Source organism: Streptomyces sp. NPDC048483, from assembly GCF_040651455.1.
Taxonomy (GTDB): domain Bacteria; phylum Actinomycetota; class Actinomycetes; order Streptomycetales; family Streptomycetaceae; genus Streptomyces.
Genome location: NZ_JBEZJZ010000020.1, coordinates 77412 through 93168, shown reverse-complemented (window position 1 = coordinate 93168; position 15757 = coordinate 77412). Strand labels below are relative to the sequence as shown.

The window sequence follows — 15757 nt, the reverse complement described above, 5'->3', positions numbered from 1 at the left end:
CGAGGGCGTGGCCGGGGGAGTCGTCGCGTGGTGGAAAAGAGCACCACTAGGTGTTGCTGGCCATGGAATTGGTGACGGGTCGACCGTGAGGCCGACCGCTGCGGATGTGATATCGAGATATCGTGGTGTGTCGGAGTGTCTGACGAGAGAGGTGGCTCATGGCTGTGACGGCGGGATCGGATTCGGTCGATCTGATCGAGGTGTTCAAGGCCCTTGGGAACCCTGCCCGTTTGCAGATCATGCAGTGGCTGAAGGACCCCGACACGCACTTCAGTGAGTATGAGCCGATCGCGGATCGCCAGTTGGTCGGTGTGTGCGTCACGCACATCCAGGCGAAGTCGGGACTCGCTCAGTCGACCGTCTCCAGCTACATGAGCACGCTTGAGCGGGCGGGACTCGTGTATCCCACCCGGGTGGGCAAGTGGACCCACTATCGGCGCAATGAAGACCGGCTGGCGCAGCTGGTGCGAGCGATCGACACCACCCTCTGATTGACACATCGCAATACGTCGATATGATCTTCTCATGTCGACCTTCGATGCCGCTCCCACCGCCCTGATCGTTCACGCTCACCCTGAGCCCCACTCGTTCAGCACCGCCCAGATGACCACTGCGGCTCAGGCCCTGCGCGATGCCGGGTACCGAGTCGACGTCCTCGACCTCTACTCCGACGCCTGGGCCCCGACCCTCGCCCGCGAGGAGTTTGCACTGGTAGAAGGCCACTTCAAGCCGCAGGCCGAACAGATGCGCGCGGTCAAGAACGGGACACTCGACGCGGCCGTCAAGGCCCATCTTGATCGGCTGCTCGCCGCTGATCTGCTCGTCCTGTCGTTCCCGATGTGGTGGTTCTCGCTGCCGGCCATCCTCAAGGGATGGGTGGACCGGGTCTTCGTGATGGGCGGGGTCTTCGGCGGGGACTACGGGCTTTTCGGCGACGCGGCACTCGCCGAGAAGCGAGCGATGCTGTTGTTCACGACTGGCGGGCCCAGTGAGTCGTTCCGGCCCGGTGGCGCCTTCGGTTCGATGGACGACTTCCTGTTCCACATCCACCGCGGGATGCTGGAGTTCGTCGGCTTCCAGGTCCTCGACCCCGTGGTCACCTACGGACCGGCCCGCATGACCGACCAGGAACGAACAGCGGCGTTGGACGTGGTCGGAGAGACGGTCGCGCTCATCGCGGCGGAATCGCAGACCGCCGTTCGCTGACCCCGGCGTCGACGGAAGCCAGGAAACTCGGATATGTCGCACCACCCGCCGCAACCGATCTGCGCACGATCCTCGGCGACGCCGCCTTCCGCACTTTCACGGACGGGCAACTGCCGGCGGGCCTGGTCAACGAGGCGGCGCGCCGAGTCCTCACCGGCATCGGGATGCCAGAGCTGCAGGAGAGCGGTCTGGGTATCGCAGCGCACCGCGACGGCTTCCTGGCCGAGTTCTCGTGGCCCGAGGCAGGCGATGAGCCCGAGAGCGAGGGGCCGTTCTTCCGGCTCGGCCGGTGGATGGGAGGCACCGTCGTCCTGGACGGGACCGGCGGCCAGGTTCTCCGCGTACCCGCTAACGACGACGGTCCGGACGGTGTGCTGGTTGCCGCCTCGCTCGAGGGCTTTCTCACCATGGTGGCGCTGTGGCTCGTCGGCCTGCGTATTCACGCCACGGTGGACGGGGACGACGAGCGGTATGCCCTGCGCGTCAACATCCGCGATGAACTGTGGATGATCGATGAGGTCGGGGGGATGTCCGAAGCCTGGATCTATCTGCTGGAGAACGAGTGACCGTGCTTCGTCAGGGCGCGCCAAGGGAATAAAGCCGGACCCCTTCGCCCCTTCGGGCGGGGGCGGCTTGGCGACCAACCGGTACACAGGACCCACTTGGTGGCCTGCGGGGCGTGACGGGCGGCAACCAGACGGTCGTCTCCCTGTGCGAGGCGCCGGAGGTGCAGGGCAGCTCCCGGATCATGTGCCTGCACCAGGTGGAACGTCAGGGATCCACGTCGTCAAACCGAGGGCCCTGAATGCTTATGTAGCCTGTCGCTCGCTTCGAACAGGATGAGGGGGCTGAAGGTGGACACCGAGCGTCATCATGCTGCGATCCAGCTGCCTGAGGGTTCCTGGTGGGACTGGGAAGTCATCGCCTGGGACACCAGCCAGGTTCGGTTGGCCGCCGGCTACGACCTCACGTACCACCATGGCTTGGAGCTGGTCTTCGGCGATCCGGCCTTCGTCAGCTGTCCCTCGATGTTTCACGATCCGGTCTTCCGCGCGCCGGCGGCTGAGGAGTGGTTGAGAGTCACCCGTCAGCTTGGTGAAAGACCGTCCGTTCTGGTCGCCTTCGAAGCGGACGCGAACGGGCAGGAGCCGACCTCCTGCCTCATCGCCGCGGAACGGTTGGAGATCGTGCACGAGAACGTTCTGCGGTACTGGCGGGAGGACATAGCGCCCGGTCAGCGCCTCGCCCCGTGGGTGCGGCCGCCGGGGTTGGCGGGTGAGCACTTCACTTGACGGAGCAAGCAGCAGAGTTGGCGGGTGTGTTGTCCACGGCGCCTGCCCTCGCAAATCCGCAGGTCCGGGGCGCCGGAGGCGTTGTACGGTGGTCCTGTGGGGAACGTATTCGGTGGTGGGGAAAAGAGTCTGTACCTGTCCAACGGCGGCACAGAGGTGTTCATCGACGTGCTGATGCTTGCGGTATCTGATCTTGCTGATGACGTGTGGGACTACCGCTTCGCGGCTCTTCTGACACTGCAGGACCAGAACGTGATGGGGCGAGGGGCTGTCGGATTCGCCCTGCAAGACATCGCATGGGGCACCACTCCGCGGGGACGTGCCCGGTCGAAGGACTTCGTGCTGCGCGCCACCACACTCGCGTTGAGCCGCCACCGCTGGAGCGAACTGGGTTACGACCCTCCCTTCGCCCGTGACCACCTTTACCAGTTCACAGCCATGGTCGAGACCTTCGTACCGGCCGACGACGCTCATCTCGTCGGAGAGTTCCCCGCACCGGACGAACGTGCGCTGGCCTCATGCTCACAACACCGGATCCTTAGCGCGCTCCCGCACTGGGAAGGGTGCTTCCTCTGCAACAAGCCAAGACAATCTTGAGCGGTGACTTGGCGAGGTTCAGCTCCGAGACGTCTCACGCATCGCCGCTGCCATCCTGGGTTCTTCGGCCCATGCGGTCACCGTCGTCCTTCCGGCCGCCGCGGCCGACCACGGCCGCCACACGCCGGCCCCGCACCGTTCGGCGGTGGTGCTCGGCGCCATTCAGTACCGCCACGGCCACTGACCTGCACTGACCGGTGAGTGAGACCTGGTCACTCTCACCAGCCAACGGGTTGCCCCGCAGGTCCCGTGCCTGCGGCGCATCGCCGCGCCGCAGGGCCCGGGAACAGGTGGTCGGGGGAGAGCGCGGCAGGGAGGTTGGCCCTCTGGTGTCGCTCCGCCTCGTGGACCGTGACGGCGCACCGCTCCTTGCCGTCCTCAGCGCAGGCAAAGTGGAACAGGCCCGGCTCCCGCCAGACCTTGAGGGCGCGGTGCCGCGCGAGAGCTCGGTGCCTGGGTGAGTCAGTCGGACGGGGTCGAAGCCCGGCCGGCGGGCCGACTCGAAGGCGAAGCTCCAGCCGTCCCGGGCGCCGATCCGGCCATGGGGCCGCGGCGCTCCTGCCGCCATGAGTACGGGAGATCCCAGAATCCGTCTCGCTCGCCACCGGCTCCAGCGGGCCGGTGCCGAACCGCTTGTCCGGCTCCTCTGGGTGTATGCCCTCCACCAGGACGAACCGGTACGCGTCCCTGCGCAGTTCACCCCTGGGGTGCCAATGGGGCAGCCACCCGAGCCCGCCGCTCACCGTCTCCGCCTCGGCGGCCGGCGCGGGCATCACCTCCGTCTGACCGGCCCGGGGTGTGATCAGCAGCTGCCGGCCCCGCTCGCACCGAGGCCGGTTGCAGACAGGCGGCGGTCGCCCGCGTTCCGGCACACCGGAGCCACTCAGCGCAGTACGGCCGCCAGCAGGTCGGTGCCCAGCGCCGTCAGGTCGGGCAGATTGAGGGTGTAACGGACGTAACGACCCTGCCGCCGGGTCGTGAGCAGGCCCGCGCGGCGCAGGACAGCGAGGTGACGGGAAACCTCCGGGGGTGAAAGTTCCCAGGTGTGGGCCAGCTCACCGGTGGTGTGCGGGCCGCGGGCCAGGGTGCGCAGCAGCCGCAGCCGTACCGGATGTGTGAGTGCCTCCAGCCGTAGTGTGACCGTTTCCAGCGAAACCGGCTCTGACGGACTCGGCTCGGCCACGGGGTACTGCACCACCGGCTGCCATCCGGGCGCGTGGACCGCCACCAGGTGCGGGCGGCCGAAGACACTGGGGATGAAGGTGACCCCGGTGCCGTGGGCGGCGGTCGCCTTGTCCTGCAGCTTGTCCACGATGATGCAGTCGCCGTCCGGTGCCAGGGTGACCGCGCCGGAGACCGATGCGAGTGCCGCCCCGATGCCCTGGCGCTTCAGCAGGTCGTTCTTCAGGCGCAGGTCGGTGGCGAGCTGCACGGTGACGCCCGTCCAGGCGGCGTCGAAGAAGGCCTCGGCGCACTGTTCGAGGGTGTGGCGCACCCGCGCCCGTACGGCGGCCGGGTCCGCGAGCAGCCGTTCCGCGAAGGCCTCTTGCCGCGCGCCGCGGGCCTGGGCCAGGTCCAGGGCCCGCTCGCGCGCAGTCGCGTCGGTGAGCGGCGACGGCGCGGCGAAGTGGACGCGGTTGCCGCCGCACGTGGTGACGAGCGCGGCGGTCACATACGTCTCGTCGTCGATCCGGTCCACATCGTCCAACTCCTGGGCGAGGGTCGGCCGAGGCCGGGCGGGGAGCAGGAAGTCGGCTTGTGAGGAACGCCAGAGGAACTCCGCCTCCCGCAACCGCTCGGCCGGCTCCGGCCGCAGCCCGGCCCAGACATCCCCGGCCCAGCCGGCGAGCTGCGGATGATGCCCGGGTTCGGCCAGCACGTGCAGCATCGCGGTCAGTTCGGCCAGCGGGGAGGCGGCGAACCGCAGTCGCTCGGACGGCAGGCCGCTGATGTCGATGCGCAGCGTCATCCCTTCATCATCGCTGGCCGGACGACCGGCGGCGGCGTCGATTGACGGTGTCCGTCAACCGACGTGGCCGGCCCGGCGGCCGAACGCACCGTTGCCGCCATGGCAACCACCACCAAGATCCAGCCCCGCGCCCTCGTCCGTGCCTCCGGAGGCCCCCGCTATGCCGTCGCCCTGGCCGTGGACGCGCTCGGCACCGGCCTGCTGCGGCCCTTCCTGCTCCTCTACGGGGTGACGGTCCTGAGGCTGTCCGCGCCGGCCACCGGCATCGCCATGACGGTCGGCGTCGTCGTGGGTCTGGTGTGCATGCCAGCGGTGGGCCGATGGCTGGACCGCGGCGCACGCAGCACGGTCGTGGCAGCGTCGATGCTGGTGCGGGTGCTGGGCGTGGCGCTGCTGCTGGCCACCCCGGCGGGGCACGTCTGGCTGTTCGCTACGGCGGCGCTCCTCCTCGGCATCGGCAACCAGGCATGGCCGGCCGCCCACGCGGCTCTCGTGGCCACGGTCGCCCACGGCCGGGAACGCGACGCCGCTCTCGCGGGAGGCCGCGCCCTGCGCAACGCCGGCCTGGGCGTGGGCGCGCTCCTCGCCACCGCATGCCTGGCGGGCGGTACCGCCGCGTTGCAGGCGCTGGCAGCGGTCACCGGGCTCGCCTATCTCGCTGCGGCGGCCCTGGCGTGGTCGGTCCACCTGCACGCGTGTCCGGCCGCTGCCCCGGCCAAGGACGGGGACGACGGGCCCGCTCCCCGGATGCGCGCGCTGCTGGCCGCCAACGTGGTCTACGTCTTCTGCCTCAACGTCCCCGAAATCGCGCTCCCTCTGGTCCTGGTGACACAGTTGCACGCATCCCCGGTGTGGTCGGCAGCCATCTTCGTGGCCAACACGGTGCTGGTGGTCACCCTGCAGGTGCCGGTCACCGTCCTGATGTCCCGCTTCTCCCGGCGGACCGTGCTGGCCCTCGCCGGCGTGGTACTCACCGCGTCCTACCTCGGCTTCCTCGCGGCCACCTCACTGGGACACGGCGGGGCTGCCCCGGCCGTCGCCACGGTGTCCGTGGTCTGCACCATCGGCGAGATCATCTATGCCGGCAGCGCCACCGCGCTCGTCACCGCCCTCGCCCCGGCCCATGTCCTGGGACGCACCCTCGCCCGCTTCGAGCTCTCCACGGGCTTAGGTCTCGCCGTCTCCCCGGCGGTCATTACCGCTCTCGCACCCCACGGCCCGGCCGCCCTCTGGGGCAGCCTCGCCGCTGCGACGCTCCTCTCCGCCTCCGCCGTTGCCACCGAGAAGGATCAAGGAACGCGACTCAGCGGTTCCTGCCGCGGGTGACCCCGTGTGGCGATTGAGCAGGCGTGTCGTTGCGCACTGCTTTCGCGACGCAGGCAGCCGGGGGTGTCGCATTCCGAGACCATCGATGTGATGCGTATCACTCTCTGGGTGCCTCGGGTCGGGCATGCGCGATCATGATCCGAATGGACGCTCGTTCCCTTGGTATCGCTGATCTGGTCGAAGTCCCGTCCGTGGCGGTCGTAGTCGACGTCATGCGCGCTTTCACCGTGGCTGCCTGGGCCTTTGCCCAGGGGGCGGAAAAGATCGTTCTTGCTGAGTCGCTGGACGAAGCCCTGGCGCTCAAGACTCGCCACCCGGATTGGGTGGCGCTCAAAGACGGTCCGCCCGCGCCCGGGTTCGACACCGTCAACTCGCCGGGTCTGCTGCGGTCTCTTGACCTTGGCGGACGGACCGTTGTGCAGAAAACCACGGCAGGGACGGTCGGCGCCCTTGCGGTCAAGGAGGCGTCGCTGGTGCTGTGCGCCAGCTTCGTGGTGGCGGAGGCAACGGCTCGGCTCTTGCGGACACGCGAGTGTGACAGTGTCACGTTCGTGGTCACTGGCGAGGACGGGCACGCCGATGAAGATCTGGCGTGCGCTCAATACATCGCTCGGAGAGCCACCGAGACGGGGACGGATGCTGCTGAGTTCCTCCGCCGCGCTGCCGAGTCACGCGCCGCCGCCGAACTGGCCGAGGGTGTGCGTCAAGGAGTCCATCCTGATGACGTCGCACTCTGTCTTGAGCTCGACCGGTTCCCCTTTGCCATGGTGGCGACCTTGGAGGACTCGCTTATGGTCCTCCGTCCGTGCGCCGTGCCTTCGCTGACCGACGAGGCTTCGATCTGATCGCTGGTGAGGTCCCACTCTCGCCATGCGAGAACCAGCATCCGGTCGGGTATGCGGCATCAGGCCTCGCTGACGTTGAGGGCGATCACCTGGCAGCCGAAGGTCCTGGCCGGGTACCGGGCGGGCCCGCCGTATCCGGACCCCAGGTCCAGCACGGTGGCCCCCGGCGCCAGGGTCCTCGCCGCCCCGGACGACGTCGTAGAACGTGTCGACATCGTGAGTCTCGTAGTAGCCGCTCGTGGCGTTCTCAGGACACGCGCCGTCCTCGTACGGCATGGGTTCTGCCCCCTCGCTCGGTGATGACCGGCTGGCCAGGGACTCAGCCTCACCTCCCGCACTGTCCCGCCGTAGAGAGCAAACCAGCCACCGTCCGACGCCAGGGAGCCCACGCGGCCCAACGCATCTCTCCATGCGATTCGCCCAGCCGCTTCCTCCGTGGTTCCGTTCGGGGCTTCGTCGTCTCCCGGTTGCCGGCGTGACCGGCCCGGCGGTGCGCCCGCACCGCCTGAACGCTCTGCTCCAGAGCAGCCATCAGGTCTACGGGTGCGGTTCGATGAACGACAGGCTCTGCGCCGCTACGAGCTGCGGCAGGGGAGGGGCGGCGCGGCGAATGTCCCGGTTCTGGCGTACCCCCTCCGGCCCGCCGTCGGGTCGGCGAAGACCAACGCGTCCAGCCGGCGGGGACAGTCCTCTTCCCGCGCGAGCCGTGCGGCGACCTCGGCGACGGCCCGTTCGTCGGCCTGGTGCAGAGCGGACCGGGTGATCGTCTCGACCTGGGCCGCGGTCGGCGGCTCGATCAGGCCCCGCGCATCTGCCACAGCAGCTCAGCCCGCACCTGCTCCTCGCGGCGTTGGTCGTGCCCGATCACGTCCACCAGATGCGAGACGAGCTTGACCAGGTCGGTCTTCGTATACTCGTCCAGGTCAGGGTTGTGAGTTGACTGTCACCGGGTGTATCTGCGGATGCGATAGCGCAGCCCGGACGTCGAGGACTGCCAGCCTTTGTCCTCGGCGACTTTCCACGTCGGGTCCGGTATCGGGGCGTAGGTGTCGCCGGACACCGTCGAGTCGACTTCAGTCACCGAAAGCATCGTGGCGTATCCCAGGGCGGCACGATAAACTTCCCCGCCACCGATCACCCATGCCTCAGCAGGGGCGGCTGGCTCCAACGGCTCGGTTGCGAGTTCCAGAGCCTGGGCGATGGAACCGGCACGTTCCGCGCCGTCGACCAGCCATCGTGGATCGCGAGTCACCACGATGTTGCGCCTGCCCGACAGCGGCCGGAATCGCGGAGGCAGCGAATCCCATGTTTTGCGCCCCATTACCACTGGACAGCCCAGGGTGGTTGCCTTGAAATGCGCCATGTCCTCAGGCAGTCGCCACGGAATCGCGTTGTCCGCGCCGATCACGCCACCGAGGGTCTGCGCCCAGATCAGCCCGACGTTCATACCGCGACCGGGGCCTTGATGGCCGGGTGGTGCTGGTAGTCGAGCACCTCGACATCGGCGTAGGCATAGTCGAAAAGCGAGTCGGCTTGGCGCAGACGCAACCCGGGAAACTCGAACGGGGTGCGCGAGAGCTGCTCGGTCACCTGCTCGACGTGATTGTCGTAGATGTGGCAGTCGCCGCCGGTCCAGATGAAGTCGCCCGGCCTGAGGCCTGCCTGCTGCGCCACCATGTGCGTGAGCAGGGCATAGCTGGCGATGTTGAACGGGACGCCGAGGAACAGGTCCGCGCTGCGCTGGTACAGCTGGCAGGACAGCTTGCCGTCGGCGACGTAAAACTGGAAGAAGGCGTGACACGGCGCAAGTGCCATCTTGGCCAGCTCGGCGACGTTCCAGGCGGAGACAATCATCCGACGGGAGTCCGGGTCGCGGCGCAGAGTGTCGAGAACCTCGCTGATCTGGTCGATGTGCCTGCCGTCCGGGGCGGGCCAGGAGCGCCACTGTGCGCCGTAAACCGGACCGAGTTCGCCGCTCGCGTCGGCCCATTCGTCCCAGATGGTGATGCCGTGCTCACGCAGCCAGCCGACGTTCGAGTCGCCACGCAGGAACCAGAGCAGCTCGTACACGATGGACCTGAGATGCACCTTTTTGGTGGTGACCAGCGGGAACCCCTGCGAGAGGTCATAGCGTAGTTGATGCCCGAAGACACTTCGGGTGCCGGTGCCCGTCCGGTCGGCTTTGGCCGTCCCGGAAGTGAGCACCAGCCGCAACAGGTCTTCGTACTGGGTGTCTGCCACGGCCGTCGAGTCTACTGGCCACCTACGAGGAGCACTCGACGGCGTGTCTCCCCCGTACGCCGGGGCACCAGTGGGCGGCTCAGGCCCGGCGGCGGGCGGCGGGGTCGCTTCGGCGACGTGACGGGCGACAGCGTCGACTCCGGGGCGGGCATACCGTTCCACGGAGCGGACGGAGGCGTGCCGGGAGCGGGCAAGCAGCATCGGAGTGGACGTACCGCCCTCGGCGTGGTGTGTCAGAGCACTGTGACGAAGCCGGTGGAGTGTCCAGCCGTCCAGGTCCTCGATGTCCTCGGGTGAGACGAGCGGGTTGTCCGGCAGCCGGGTGTTCTCCTCGAAGATCTCATCGGCCCGGCGATACGACAGACGGGCCCGGCCGGTCTCCGGGCACACGTCGAGGGTTGGCGTTCCGGCGGGGGCCTTGCGGTCGGGGAGGAACAGCGGGCCGCGGGTACGGCGGGCGATGAGGCGGGGCAGGAGCTGGGCGGTGCCGGACTGCCAGTGAATCCACTCGGTCGCCCCGCCCTTGGCGGTGATCCTGCCGCGCTTGTTCTGCGGGTACAGGTCTTCCACGTGGAGGCACAGCACCTCGTCGGCCCGTGCGGCGGCCTCGTAGAGGATCTTCCACTGCGTCTTCTCCCGGAGGGCGACGTCCAGGCGCCACAGGGCGGCGATCTGGTTCTCCGCCACGGCCCTGGTGCGGTCCGGCGGCGCCGGCCAGCTCGGCCAGCACCTCCGGCAGCGCCGGGTCGTCGATCGCGGCGACGGGGAAGAGGGGCGGCTTCGCGCCCCGGCGGGCAGGTGAGGTTGGCGCCGGTTCGCCGGCGAACATCCCCCCACGTCGTCAGCGAGATCCGGTAGATCCGCGCGGAGCACTTCTCGATGCCCGCACCGGTGAGGTACCGCTCGACCGCCGCGGTGTACGACGTCGGCGGAGCGGACAGAGGCACCACCCGGGCGCGCGGCAACCGGTGAATCCGCCGACGTCCTGCGTGAGCGGCTGCGCGGCTGCGCCACTCTCTTGGCCGACGATGCCGACGCCTATGCCGCCATGCAGCCCGATGGCCGCCCCAAAAACATCGCGGCCAACACCGTCCGGCACGCCCGCGCCCTGGCCGAAGAATCCGGCGAGGGCGCCGACCCGGCCGCTTGGCTGCGCCTGACGGCCAAGGCCGTGGACTACACGGCCCGTTACGCGGCCACCGCCCGCAAGGTGCGGGACCAGTAAGCGTCCCGGCTCGCGCGGCGCGGAGGTCCATGCCGGGCGGGTCGGGGCACCGCGGTCTGTGCGATCTGGCACGGCCGCACACGGTCCGCCCGCCGTCGGCGGCGGGCGGACCACGACCCGAAGAAGGAACGCTTCATGGACGACCTGCCCTTCGAGACAGGCGACACGCTTGTCCGCCACGGCGTGCTCACCGAAGGCGGTCTACGAGCTGTTGCGGGACTCTGCGGCCATGCGCGTCGCCGTGACGATTCGGGCCGGAACCTGCGGCATCGGCCAGGCGATGCCGGCCGGGTCGGTGGCCCGGGTGAGGGGTGTGCGGCTAGCGTGCGATCTCGCGTACAGCGCCCTTGTCGGCGGACTGGGCCAGGGCCGCGTAGGCGCGCAGGGCGGTGGAGAGGGGGCGGTCGCGTTCCCGGGGCCAGTAGCCTTCTCCCTGCTCCAGGCGGGTGCGCCGGGCGGCGAGTTCCGGGGGCGGGACGTGCAGATGGAGCGTGCGGGCGGGGATGTCGACGGTCACGGTGTCGCCGTCCTCGACAAGTGCCAGGGGGCCGCCGGCCGCGGCCTCGGGGGAGACGTGTCCGATGGCCAGGCCGGAAGTGCCGCCGGAGAAACGGCCGTCGGTGACCACCGCGCAGGACCCGGCAAGGCCCCGGCCCTTGAGGTAGGCGGTGGGATACAGCATCTCCTGCATGCCGGGGCCGCCGCGCGGGCCTTCGTAACGGATGACGAGGACGCTGCCGGGGGTCACCCGCCCGGCGAGGATCGCTTCCGCCGCTTCTTCCTGGGACTCGGTGACCACCGCGCGCCCGGTGAAGACCTCGAGGCCGTCGGGGACTCCAGCGGATTTCACCACGGCACCGTCGGGCGCCAGGTTGCCGCGCAGCACGGCAAGACCGCCTTCGGCGGAGTGCGCGTGCGACACGTCCCGGATGCAGCCGTTCGCGCTGTCCAGATCGAGAGAGTGCCAGCGGGCCGACTGGGAGAACGCCGTCGCGGAGCGCTCGCCTCCAGGGGCGGCGTGGAAGAGGTCGATCGCCTCGGGCGCCGGTGCGGGCCCGCGGACGTCCCAGGCGGCGAGCCAGTCGGTGAGCGAGCCGGCATGGACGGCGTGGACGTCCTCGTGGAGCAGTTCGGCGCGGTGGAGTTCACCGAGCAGGGCGGGAATGCCGCCGGCCCGGTGGACGTCCTCCATGAGGTACGTGCCGTTGGGGGCGACCTTGCACAGGCAGGGCACCTCGCGGGAGCGGGCCTCGATGTCGGCAAGGGTGTAGCCGAGGTCTGCTTCGCGGGCGGCGGCGAGCAGGTGCAGGACGGTGTTGGTGGAGCCACCCATGGCCAGGTCGAGCGCCATGGCGTTGTCGAAGGCGTGCCGGGAGGCGATCGCACGGGGCAGCACGGAGGCGTCGTCCTTGCCGTAGTGGCGTGCGGCGAGTTCCACGACGGTGCGGCCGGCCTGCTCGTACAGGGCCCGGCGGGCCGTGTGGGTGGCCAGCGTGGAGCCGTTGCCGGGCAGGGCCAGGCCAAGTGCTTCCAGGAGGCAGTTCATGGAGTTGGCGGTGAACATGCCCGCGCACGAACCGCAGGTCGGGCAGGCCGACTCCTCGATGCGGGCCATGTCGGCGTCGGACACGTCGGTGTTGACGGCCTCGGACATGGTGGTGACAAGGTCCAGGCGGGTGCGGACCGTGCCGTCGCTCAGCACGGCCCGTCCGCCCTCCATGGGGCCGCCGGAGACGAACACGGTGGGGATGTTCAGGCGCAGGGCGGCCATCAGCATGCCCGGGGTGATCTTGTCGCAGTTGGAGACGCAGACCAGGGCGTCGGCGCAGTGCGCCTGGACCATGTACTCGACGGAGTCGGCGATCAGGTCGCGCGACGGCAGCGAGTAGAGCATTCCGGCGTGCCCCATGGCGATCCCGTCGTCGATCGCGATGGTGTTGAACTCCCGAGGGATCCCGCCAGCCGCCCGCACCGCCTCGCCGACGATGCGTCCCACCGGCTGCAGATGGGTGTGCCCCGGCACGAACTCGGTGAAGCTGTTGGCGACCGCGACGACCGGTTTGACGCCGATGTCCTCGCCGGGGACGCCGGAGGCGCGCATCAGGGCGCGCGCCCCGGCCATGTTCCGTCCGTGGGTGACTGTGTGTGATCTCAGCTGTGGCATGCCCTGATACTCACGCGGTGAGCGGACCGGGCGAAGACGCCCTCACTGCTAGTACTCCCACTACCAGCACATACGCTGACCGGATGGACACGGTGGCACACAGACGGGCGGAGCTGGGCAGCTTCCTGCGCGCCCGACGCACGCATCTGGACCCGACCGCTGTGGGGCTGCCTCCGGCAGGCCCGCGCCGCCGCGGCGGGCTGCGCCGCGAGGAGGTCGCGACCCTCTCCGGGGTCAGCGCCACCTGGTACACCTGGCTCGAGCAAGGCCGCGACATCCAGCCCTCCCGCCAGGTCCTCGACGCCCTGGCCCGCACCCTGCGCCTCACCGCCGCAGAGCATTCCTACGTCCTGTCCCTCGCCGGGTACGCCGCCTTGTCCGCGCCCGCCGAACCGGCCGAACCGGCCGCGCCCGCCCATGTGCAGCGGCTCCTGGACGCGCTGGCCGGCTTCCCCGCGTACGCCATCGCCCCCGACTGGACGATCACCGCCTGGAACACCGCGTACCTCGGCCTGTACCCGAACGTGGCCGCCGCCGCGCCCGGCGAACGCAACCTGCTCTGGCTGGTGTTCACCGACCCGTACGTCCGTGGCCTGCTGCCCGACTGGGAGACCACCAGCCGCCGCTTTCTCGCCGAATTCCGTGCCGAAGCCGGGCCCCGCCTGGGCGACCTGGCCCAATCTCCCGCCATCCAGCGCCTGTTGGAGGCCAGCGAGCCCTTCCGTGACGCCTGGCGGGACCATCACATCGAGGGGTTCGCCTCCCGCGAGCGAGTGTTCCACCACCCGACATCCGGGGTGCTGCGTTACGAGCACCACCGACTGGCCCCCGCCGACCACCCCGGCCTGCACATCGTCCTCTACACCCCGGTCGACAGGTTGATGGGGCCGAATCGGGCTGCCTGGGTGCCTGCTGGTCGACAATGAAGCCCCGGAGCGGTGGCCCCTCGGGGGACGCACGGGTCGGCGGGTCGCAGTGTTCTGAGGTGGCCCCGGGCCCGCTGCTCGCGTCCTGCCTGCTCACGGTCGGGACTCCGTCGGAGCGGCGAGGTGTCGACGATCGGGCGCATCGAACGACGTCGATGTCGAGCCGCCGGCGGCTGCGATGCGGCGTTCATTTCCAGCCTCTCGTTGGTGTCGTCGGTGTCGTCGGTGTCGTTGGAGAGGCGGCCTCAGTTGTGGACCAGGCACAGCACCTCGCGCCGCGGAGCCTTCGCGCGCATCGCCTCAATGAGCGTCTGGAGCTGCGGCCGGTCGGTGGTCTCGCCTACATCTTGCACGGCACCGTCATCGTCGCCTCGATCCGACTCTGGCTCCGCTCATGGTCCGCCGACTGGCTACTTGTCCGCGCCCGCAGCCGACGGCGGTACCTCGAGGACGAAGAAGAGGAAGGCGATTTTGGTCGAAAGGGCATGGAAGTCGTCGGGGAACAGTTCACGGGCGGCCGGGTCGGGCTGCGGCTCGCTGATGACGGCAAGGCGGAAGCCGGCGGTGGTGAAGGCATCGGTCATCGCGTGCAACGGCCTGCGCCAGAAGCTCAGCGGGACGGACTGCCCGTTGAACGTGAACTCGCAGGTATAGCTGGTGGTTGCGGAGTAGTCGGGCCGAGGGTCCTGGATCGCGTAGTCCACGAAAGGGTGCTGCACCGACGCGATCAGCCGGCCGCCGGGCCTGAGCACTCGCCGCATCTCGGCCAGCGTCGGCCCCCAGTCCTCCAGGTAGTGGAGCACCAGCGACGCGACCACGTCGTCGAACGCGCCGTCGGCGAACGGCAGGGGGTCGCTCAGGTCGACCACGTGCAGGGCCTCGTCGGCACCGAGCCGCCGCCTGGCTAACGCCAGCATCCCGGCGCTGGCGTCGATGCCGGTGACGTCGGCACCGCGGTCGCGTAGTGCAGCGGACAGGGGGCCCGAGCCGCAGCCGGCGTCCAGGATCCGACGGCCGGCCACGTCTCCGGCGAGGGCTATCATCGCGGGCCGCTCGTAGTACGCGTTCAGGAGGTTGTTCTCGCTGTCCGCCGAGTACGCCTCGGCGAAGCTGTCGTAGTCATTCGCCCGGGCCTGATCTGCAGGCTGGGCGAGGGTCTCGGGCATGTCGGTTACTCGGTCCATCGGCGCAGCCTAGTGTTCACATGATCTGCCGGACAGAACCTGGCCAGCGACCAGGGAACGTACCCTGCGCACACGTGGGGGCGGCCCCGTGCGCGTGATCATCCATGAACCCGGCGGCACCGAGGACACCCCGCCGACGGCGAGACGCTCGTCGCGAGGCAGCTGAGGCCGCGGAGGTGGGTCATGGCGGCGCGTCACTTCCCGTCCAACTCACCGCTGGTGGCCGTATCGCGGTGGTTCTCGGTCGGGAAGAAGATCGTGCTCACCAGGTGGGGGCGGCGGCCGGGGGTGGGCCCGTTGGCCGCGCGTGACGCGAAGGAATGACGCCACTCGCTGATCATCTCGGTGAGTTCGTCGGGGCTGAGCCAGAGGGTGCCTTGCCGGTAGCCCACGGAGTCGGCGAACGGGTCGGCTCCCGGCCGGTCGAGGTAGGTGTTGAACTCGGCGAGCAGGGCGGCCATGGCGGAGGCGAAGCCTCGACGATGGTCGTCCAGAGACATTGACGCGCCCGCCTCAGGCTCGATCGCCATCCGGTCTCGGCGCAGCCGGTAACGCCGCTCGACCGCACCGCGTACCCGCCGCTCTTCCGCCACCTCCAGCACTCTGCCCTCGGCCAGCAGCCCGACGTGCCGGTACACGGTCGTCTTGGGGACATCGGGCAGTACCGCGCACAACTCGGCGGCGGAGCGGGCCCGCTCACCGGACATGGCGTGGGTGATGCGTAGCCGCACCGGGTGCAGCAGCAGGTCAAGGATGTCCATCTCTCAATGGTCCCACATCTG

17 protein-coding genes and 1 pseudogene are annotated in these 15757 nt (G+C 69.4%); 9 read left to right on the top strand and 9 right to left on the bottom strand.

Going from position 1 to position 15757, the window contains the following annotated elements; genetic code table 11:
• Positions 1 to 158 precede the first annotated feature (158 nt).
• The 5 genes from AB0D04_RS13820 (at position 159) to AB0D04_RS13800 (ending at position 3095) form a co-directional block, all read left to right on the top strand.
• Positions 159 to 491: a metalloregulator ArsR/SmtB family transcription factor gene (locus AB0D04_RS13820; RefSeq protein WP_362702605.1), complete on the top strand. Its 333-nt coding sequence runs from the start codon at positions 159 to 161 to the stop codon at positions 489 to 491.
• A 34-nt stretch (positions 492 to 525) separates the two neighbouring features.
• The gene (locus AB0D04_RS13815; protein ID WP_362702603.1) at positions 526 to 1206 is read left to right on the top strand and encodes an NAD(P)H-dependent oxidoreductase; all 681 of its coding nucleotides are present in this window, start codon (positions 526 to 528) and stop codon (positions 1204 to 1206) included.
• On the top strand, positions 1185 to 1772 hold the full coding sequence (locus tag AB0D04_RS13810; RefSeq protein WP_362702632.1) for an SUKH-4 family immunity protein: 588 nt from the start codon (positions 1185 to 1187) through the stop codon (positions 1770 to 1772). Before AB0D04_RS13815 ends, AB0D04_RS13810 begins: the two co-directional genes overlap by 22 nt.
• 288 nt (positions 1773 to 2060) lie before the next feature.
• Positions 2061 to 2498, top strand: coding sequence for a hypothetical protein (locus AB0D04_RS13805; protein WP_362702602.1), 438 nt, complete (start codon positions 2061 to 2063; stop codon positions 2496 to 2498).
• 96 nt (positions 2499 to 2594) lie between these two features.
• Positions 2595 to 3095, top strand: a complete 501-nt coding sequence (locus tag AB0D04_RS13800) for a hypothetical protein (RefSeq protein WP_362702600.1) — start codon at positions 2595 to 2597, stop codon at positions 3093 to 3095.
• Positions 3096 to 3978: 883 nt separating this feature from the next.
• Here AB0D04_RS13800 and AB0D04_RS13795 read toward each other — a convergent pair.
• Positions 3979 to 5064, bottom strand: a complete 1086-nt coding sequence (locus AB0D04_RS13795) for a helix-turn-helix domain-containing protein (RefSeq protein ID WP_362702598.1) — start codon at positions 5062 to 5064, stop codon at positions 3979 to 3981.
• Positions 5065 to 5163: 99 nt separating this feature from the next.
• On the opposite strand from AB0D04_RS13795, the gene AB0D04_RS13790 reads away from it, so the two are divergent.
• Together AB0D04_RS13790 and AB0D04_RS13785 are read left to right on the top strand one after the other, a co-directional pair.
• Complete coding sequence (locus AB0D04_RS13790) at positions 5164 to 6390, top strand: MFS transporter (RefSeq protein ID WP_362702597.1); 1227 nt, start codon at positions 5164 to 5166, stop codon at positions 6388 to 6390.
• 143 nt (positions 6391 to 6533) lie between these two features.
• The gene (locus AB0D04_RS13785) at positions 6534 to 7235 is read left to right on the top strand and encodes a 2-phosphosulfolactate phosphatase (RefSeq protein WP_362702595.1); all 702 of its coding nucleotides are present in this window, start codon (positions 6534 to 6536) and stop codon (positions 7233 to 7235) included.
• 59 nt (positions 7236 to 7294) lie between these two features.
• Here the strand turns inward: AB0D04_RS13785 and AB0D04_RS13780 are convergent, their stop codons facing one another.
• The 5 genes and pseudogenes from AB0D04_RS13780 to AB0D04_RS13760 all read right to left on the bottom strand — a co-directional run.
• A complete protein-coding gene (locus tag AB0D04_RS13780; RefSeq protein ID WP_362702593.1) occupies positions 7295 to 7450 on the bottom strand; it encodes a hypothetical protein in 156 nt (51 codons plus the stop codon).
• 360 nt (positions 7451 to 7810) lie between these two features.
• On the bottom strand, positions 7811 to 8053 hold the full coding sequence (locus AB0D04_RS13775) for a hypothetical protein (RefSeq protein WP_362702592.1): 243 nt from the start codon (positions 8051 to 8053) through the stop codon (positions 7811 to 7813).
• 125 nt (positions 8054 to 8178) lie between these two features.
• Positions 8179 to 8682 carry a dihydrofolate reductase gene (locus tag AB0D04_RS13770; RefSeq protein ID WP_362702590.1) on the bottom strand — a complete coding sequence of 168 codons (504 nt, stop codon included), beginning with the start codon at positions 8680 to 8682 and terminating at the stop codon, positions 8179 to 8181.
• Positions 8679 to 9476 (bottom strand): thymidylate synthase, encoded by a 798-nt coding sequence (locus AB0D04_RS13765; RefSeq protein WP_362702631.1) that lies wholly within the window; start codon positions 9474 to 9476, stop codon positions 8679 to 8681. The genes AB0D04_RS13770 and AB0D04_RS13765 overlap by 4 nt, the downstream gene beginning before the upstream one ends.
• 204 nt (positions 9477 to 9680) lie before the next feature.
• Positions 9681 to 10061 (bottom strand): annotated as a pseudogene (locus AB0D04_RS13760) (site-specific recombinase); the annotation flags it as partial.
• A gap of 433 nt (positions 10062 to 10494) precedes the next feature.
• Between AB0D04_RS13760 and AB0D04_RS13755 the strand changes: the two are divergent.
• Positions 10495 to 10701 (top strand): hypothetical protein, encoded by a 207-nt coding sequence (locus tag AB0D04_RS13755; protein WP_362702588.1) that lies wholly within the window; start codon positions 10495 to 10497, stop codon positions 10699 to 10701.
• Positions 10702 to 11020: 319 nt separating this feature from the next.
• Here AB0D04_RS13755 and ilvD read toward each other — a convergent pair whose 3' ends face one another.
• The gene (ilvD, locus tag AB0D04_RS13750) at positions 11021 to 12865 is read right to left on the bottom strand and encodes a dihydroxy-acid dehydratase (protein ID WP_362702586.1); all 1845 of its coding nucleotides are present in this window, start codon (positions 12863 to 12865) and stop codon (positions 11021 to 11023) included.
• A gap of 83 nt (positions 12866 to 12948) precedes the next feature.
• Here ilvD and AB0D04_RS13745 point away from each other — a divergent pair, with 83 nt between their 5' ends.
• Positions 12949 to 13791, top strand: coding sequence for a helix-turn-helix transcriptional regulator (locus AB0D04_RS13745; RefSeq protein ID WP_362702585.1), 843 nt, complete (start codon positions 12949 to 12951; stop codon positions 13789 to 13791).
• A 410-nt stretch (positions 13792 to 14201) separates the two neighbouring features.
• Here AB0D04_RS13745 and AB0D04_RS13740 read toward each other — a convergent pair whose 3' ends face one another.
• Both AB0D04_RS13740 and AB0D04_RS13735 read right to left on the bottom strand, forming a co-directional pair.
• Positions 14202 to 14975 carry a methyltransferase domain-containing protein gene (locus AB0D04_RS13740; RefSeq protein WP_362702583.1) on the bottom strand — a complete coding sequence of 258 codons (774 nt, stop codon included), beginning with the start codon at positions 14973 to 14975 and terminating at the stop codon, positions 14202 to 14204.
• A gap of 194 nt (positions 14976 to 15169) precedes the next feature.
• The gene (locus AB0D04_RS13735; RefSeq protein ID WP_362702581.1) at positions 15170 to 15736 is read right to left on the bottom strand and encodes a helix-turn-helix domain-containing protein; all 567 of its coding nucleotides are present in this window, start codon (positions 15734 to 15736) and stop codon (positions 15170 to 15172) included.
• Between the last annotated feature and the right edge of the window lie 21 nt (positions 15737 to 15757).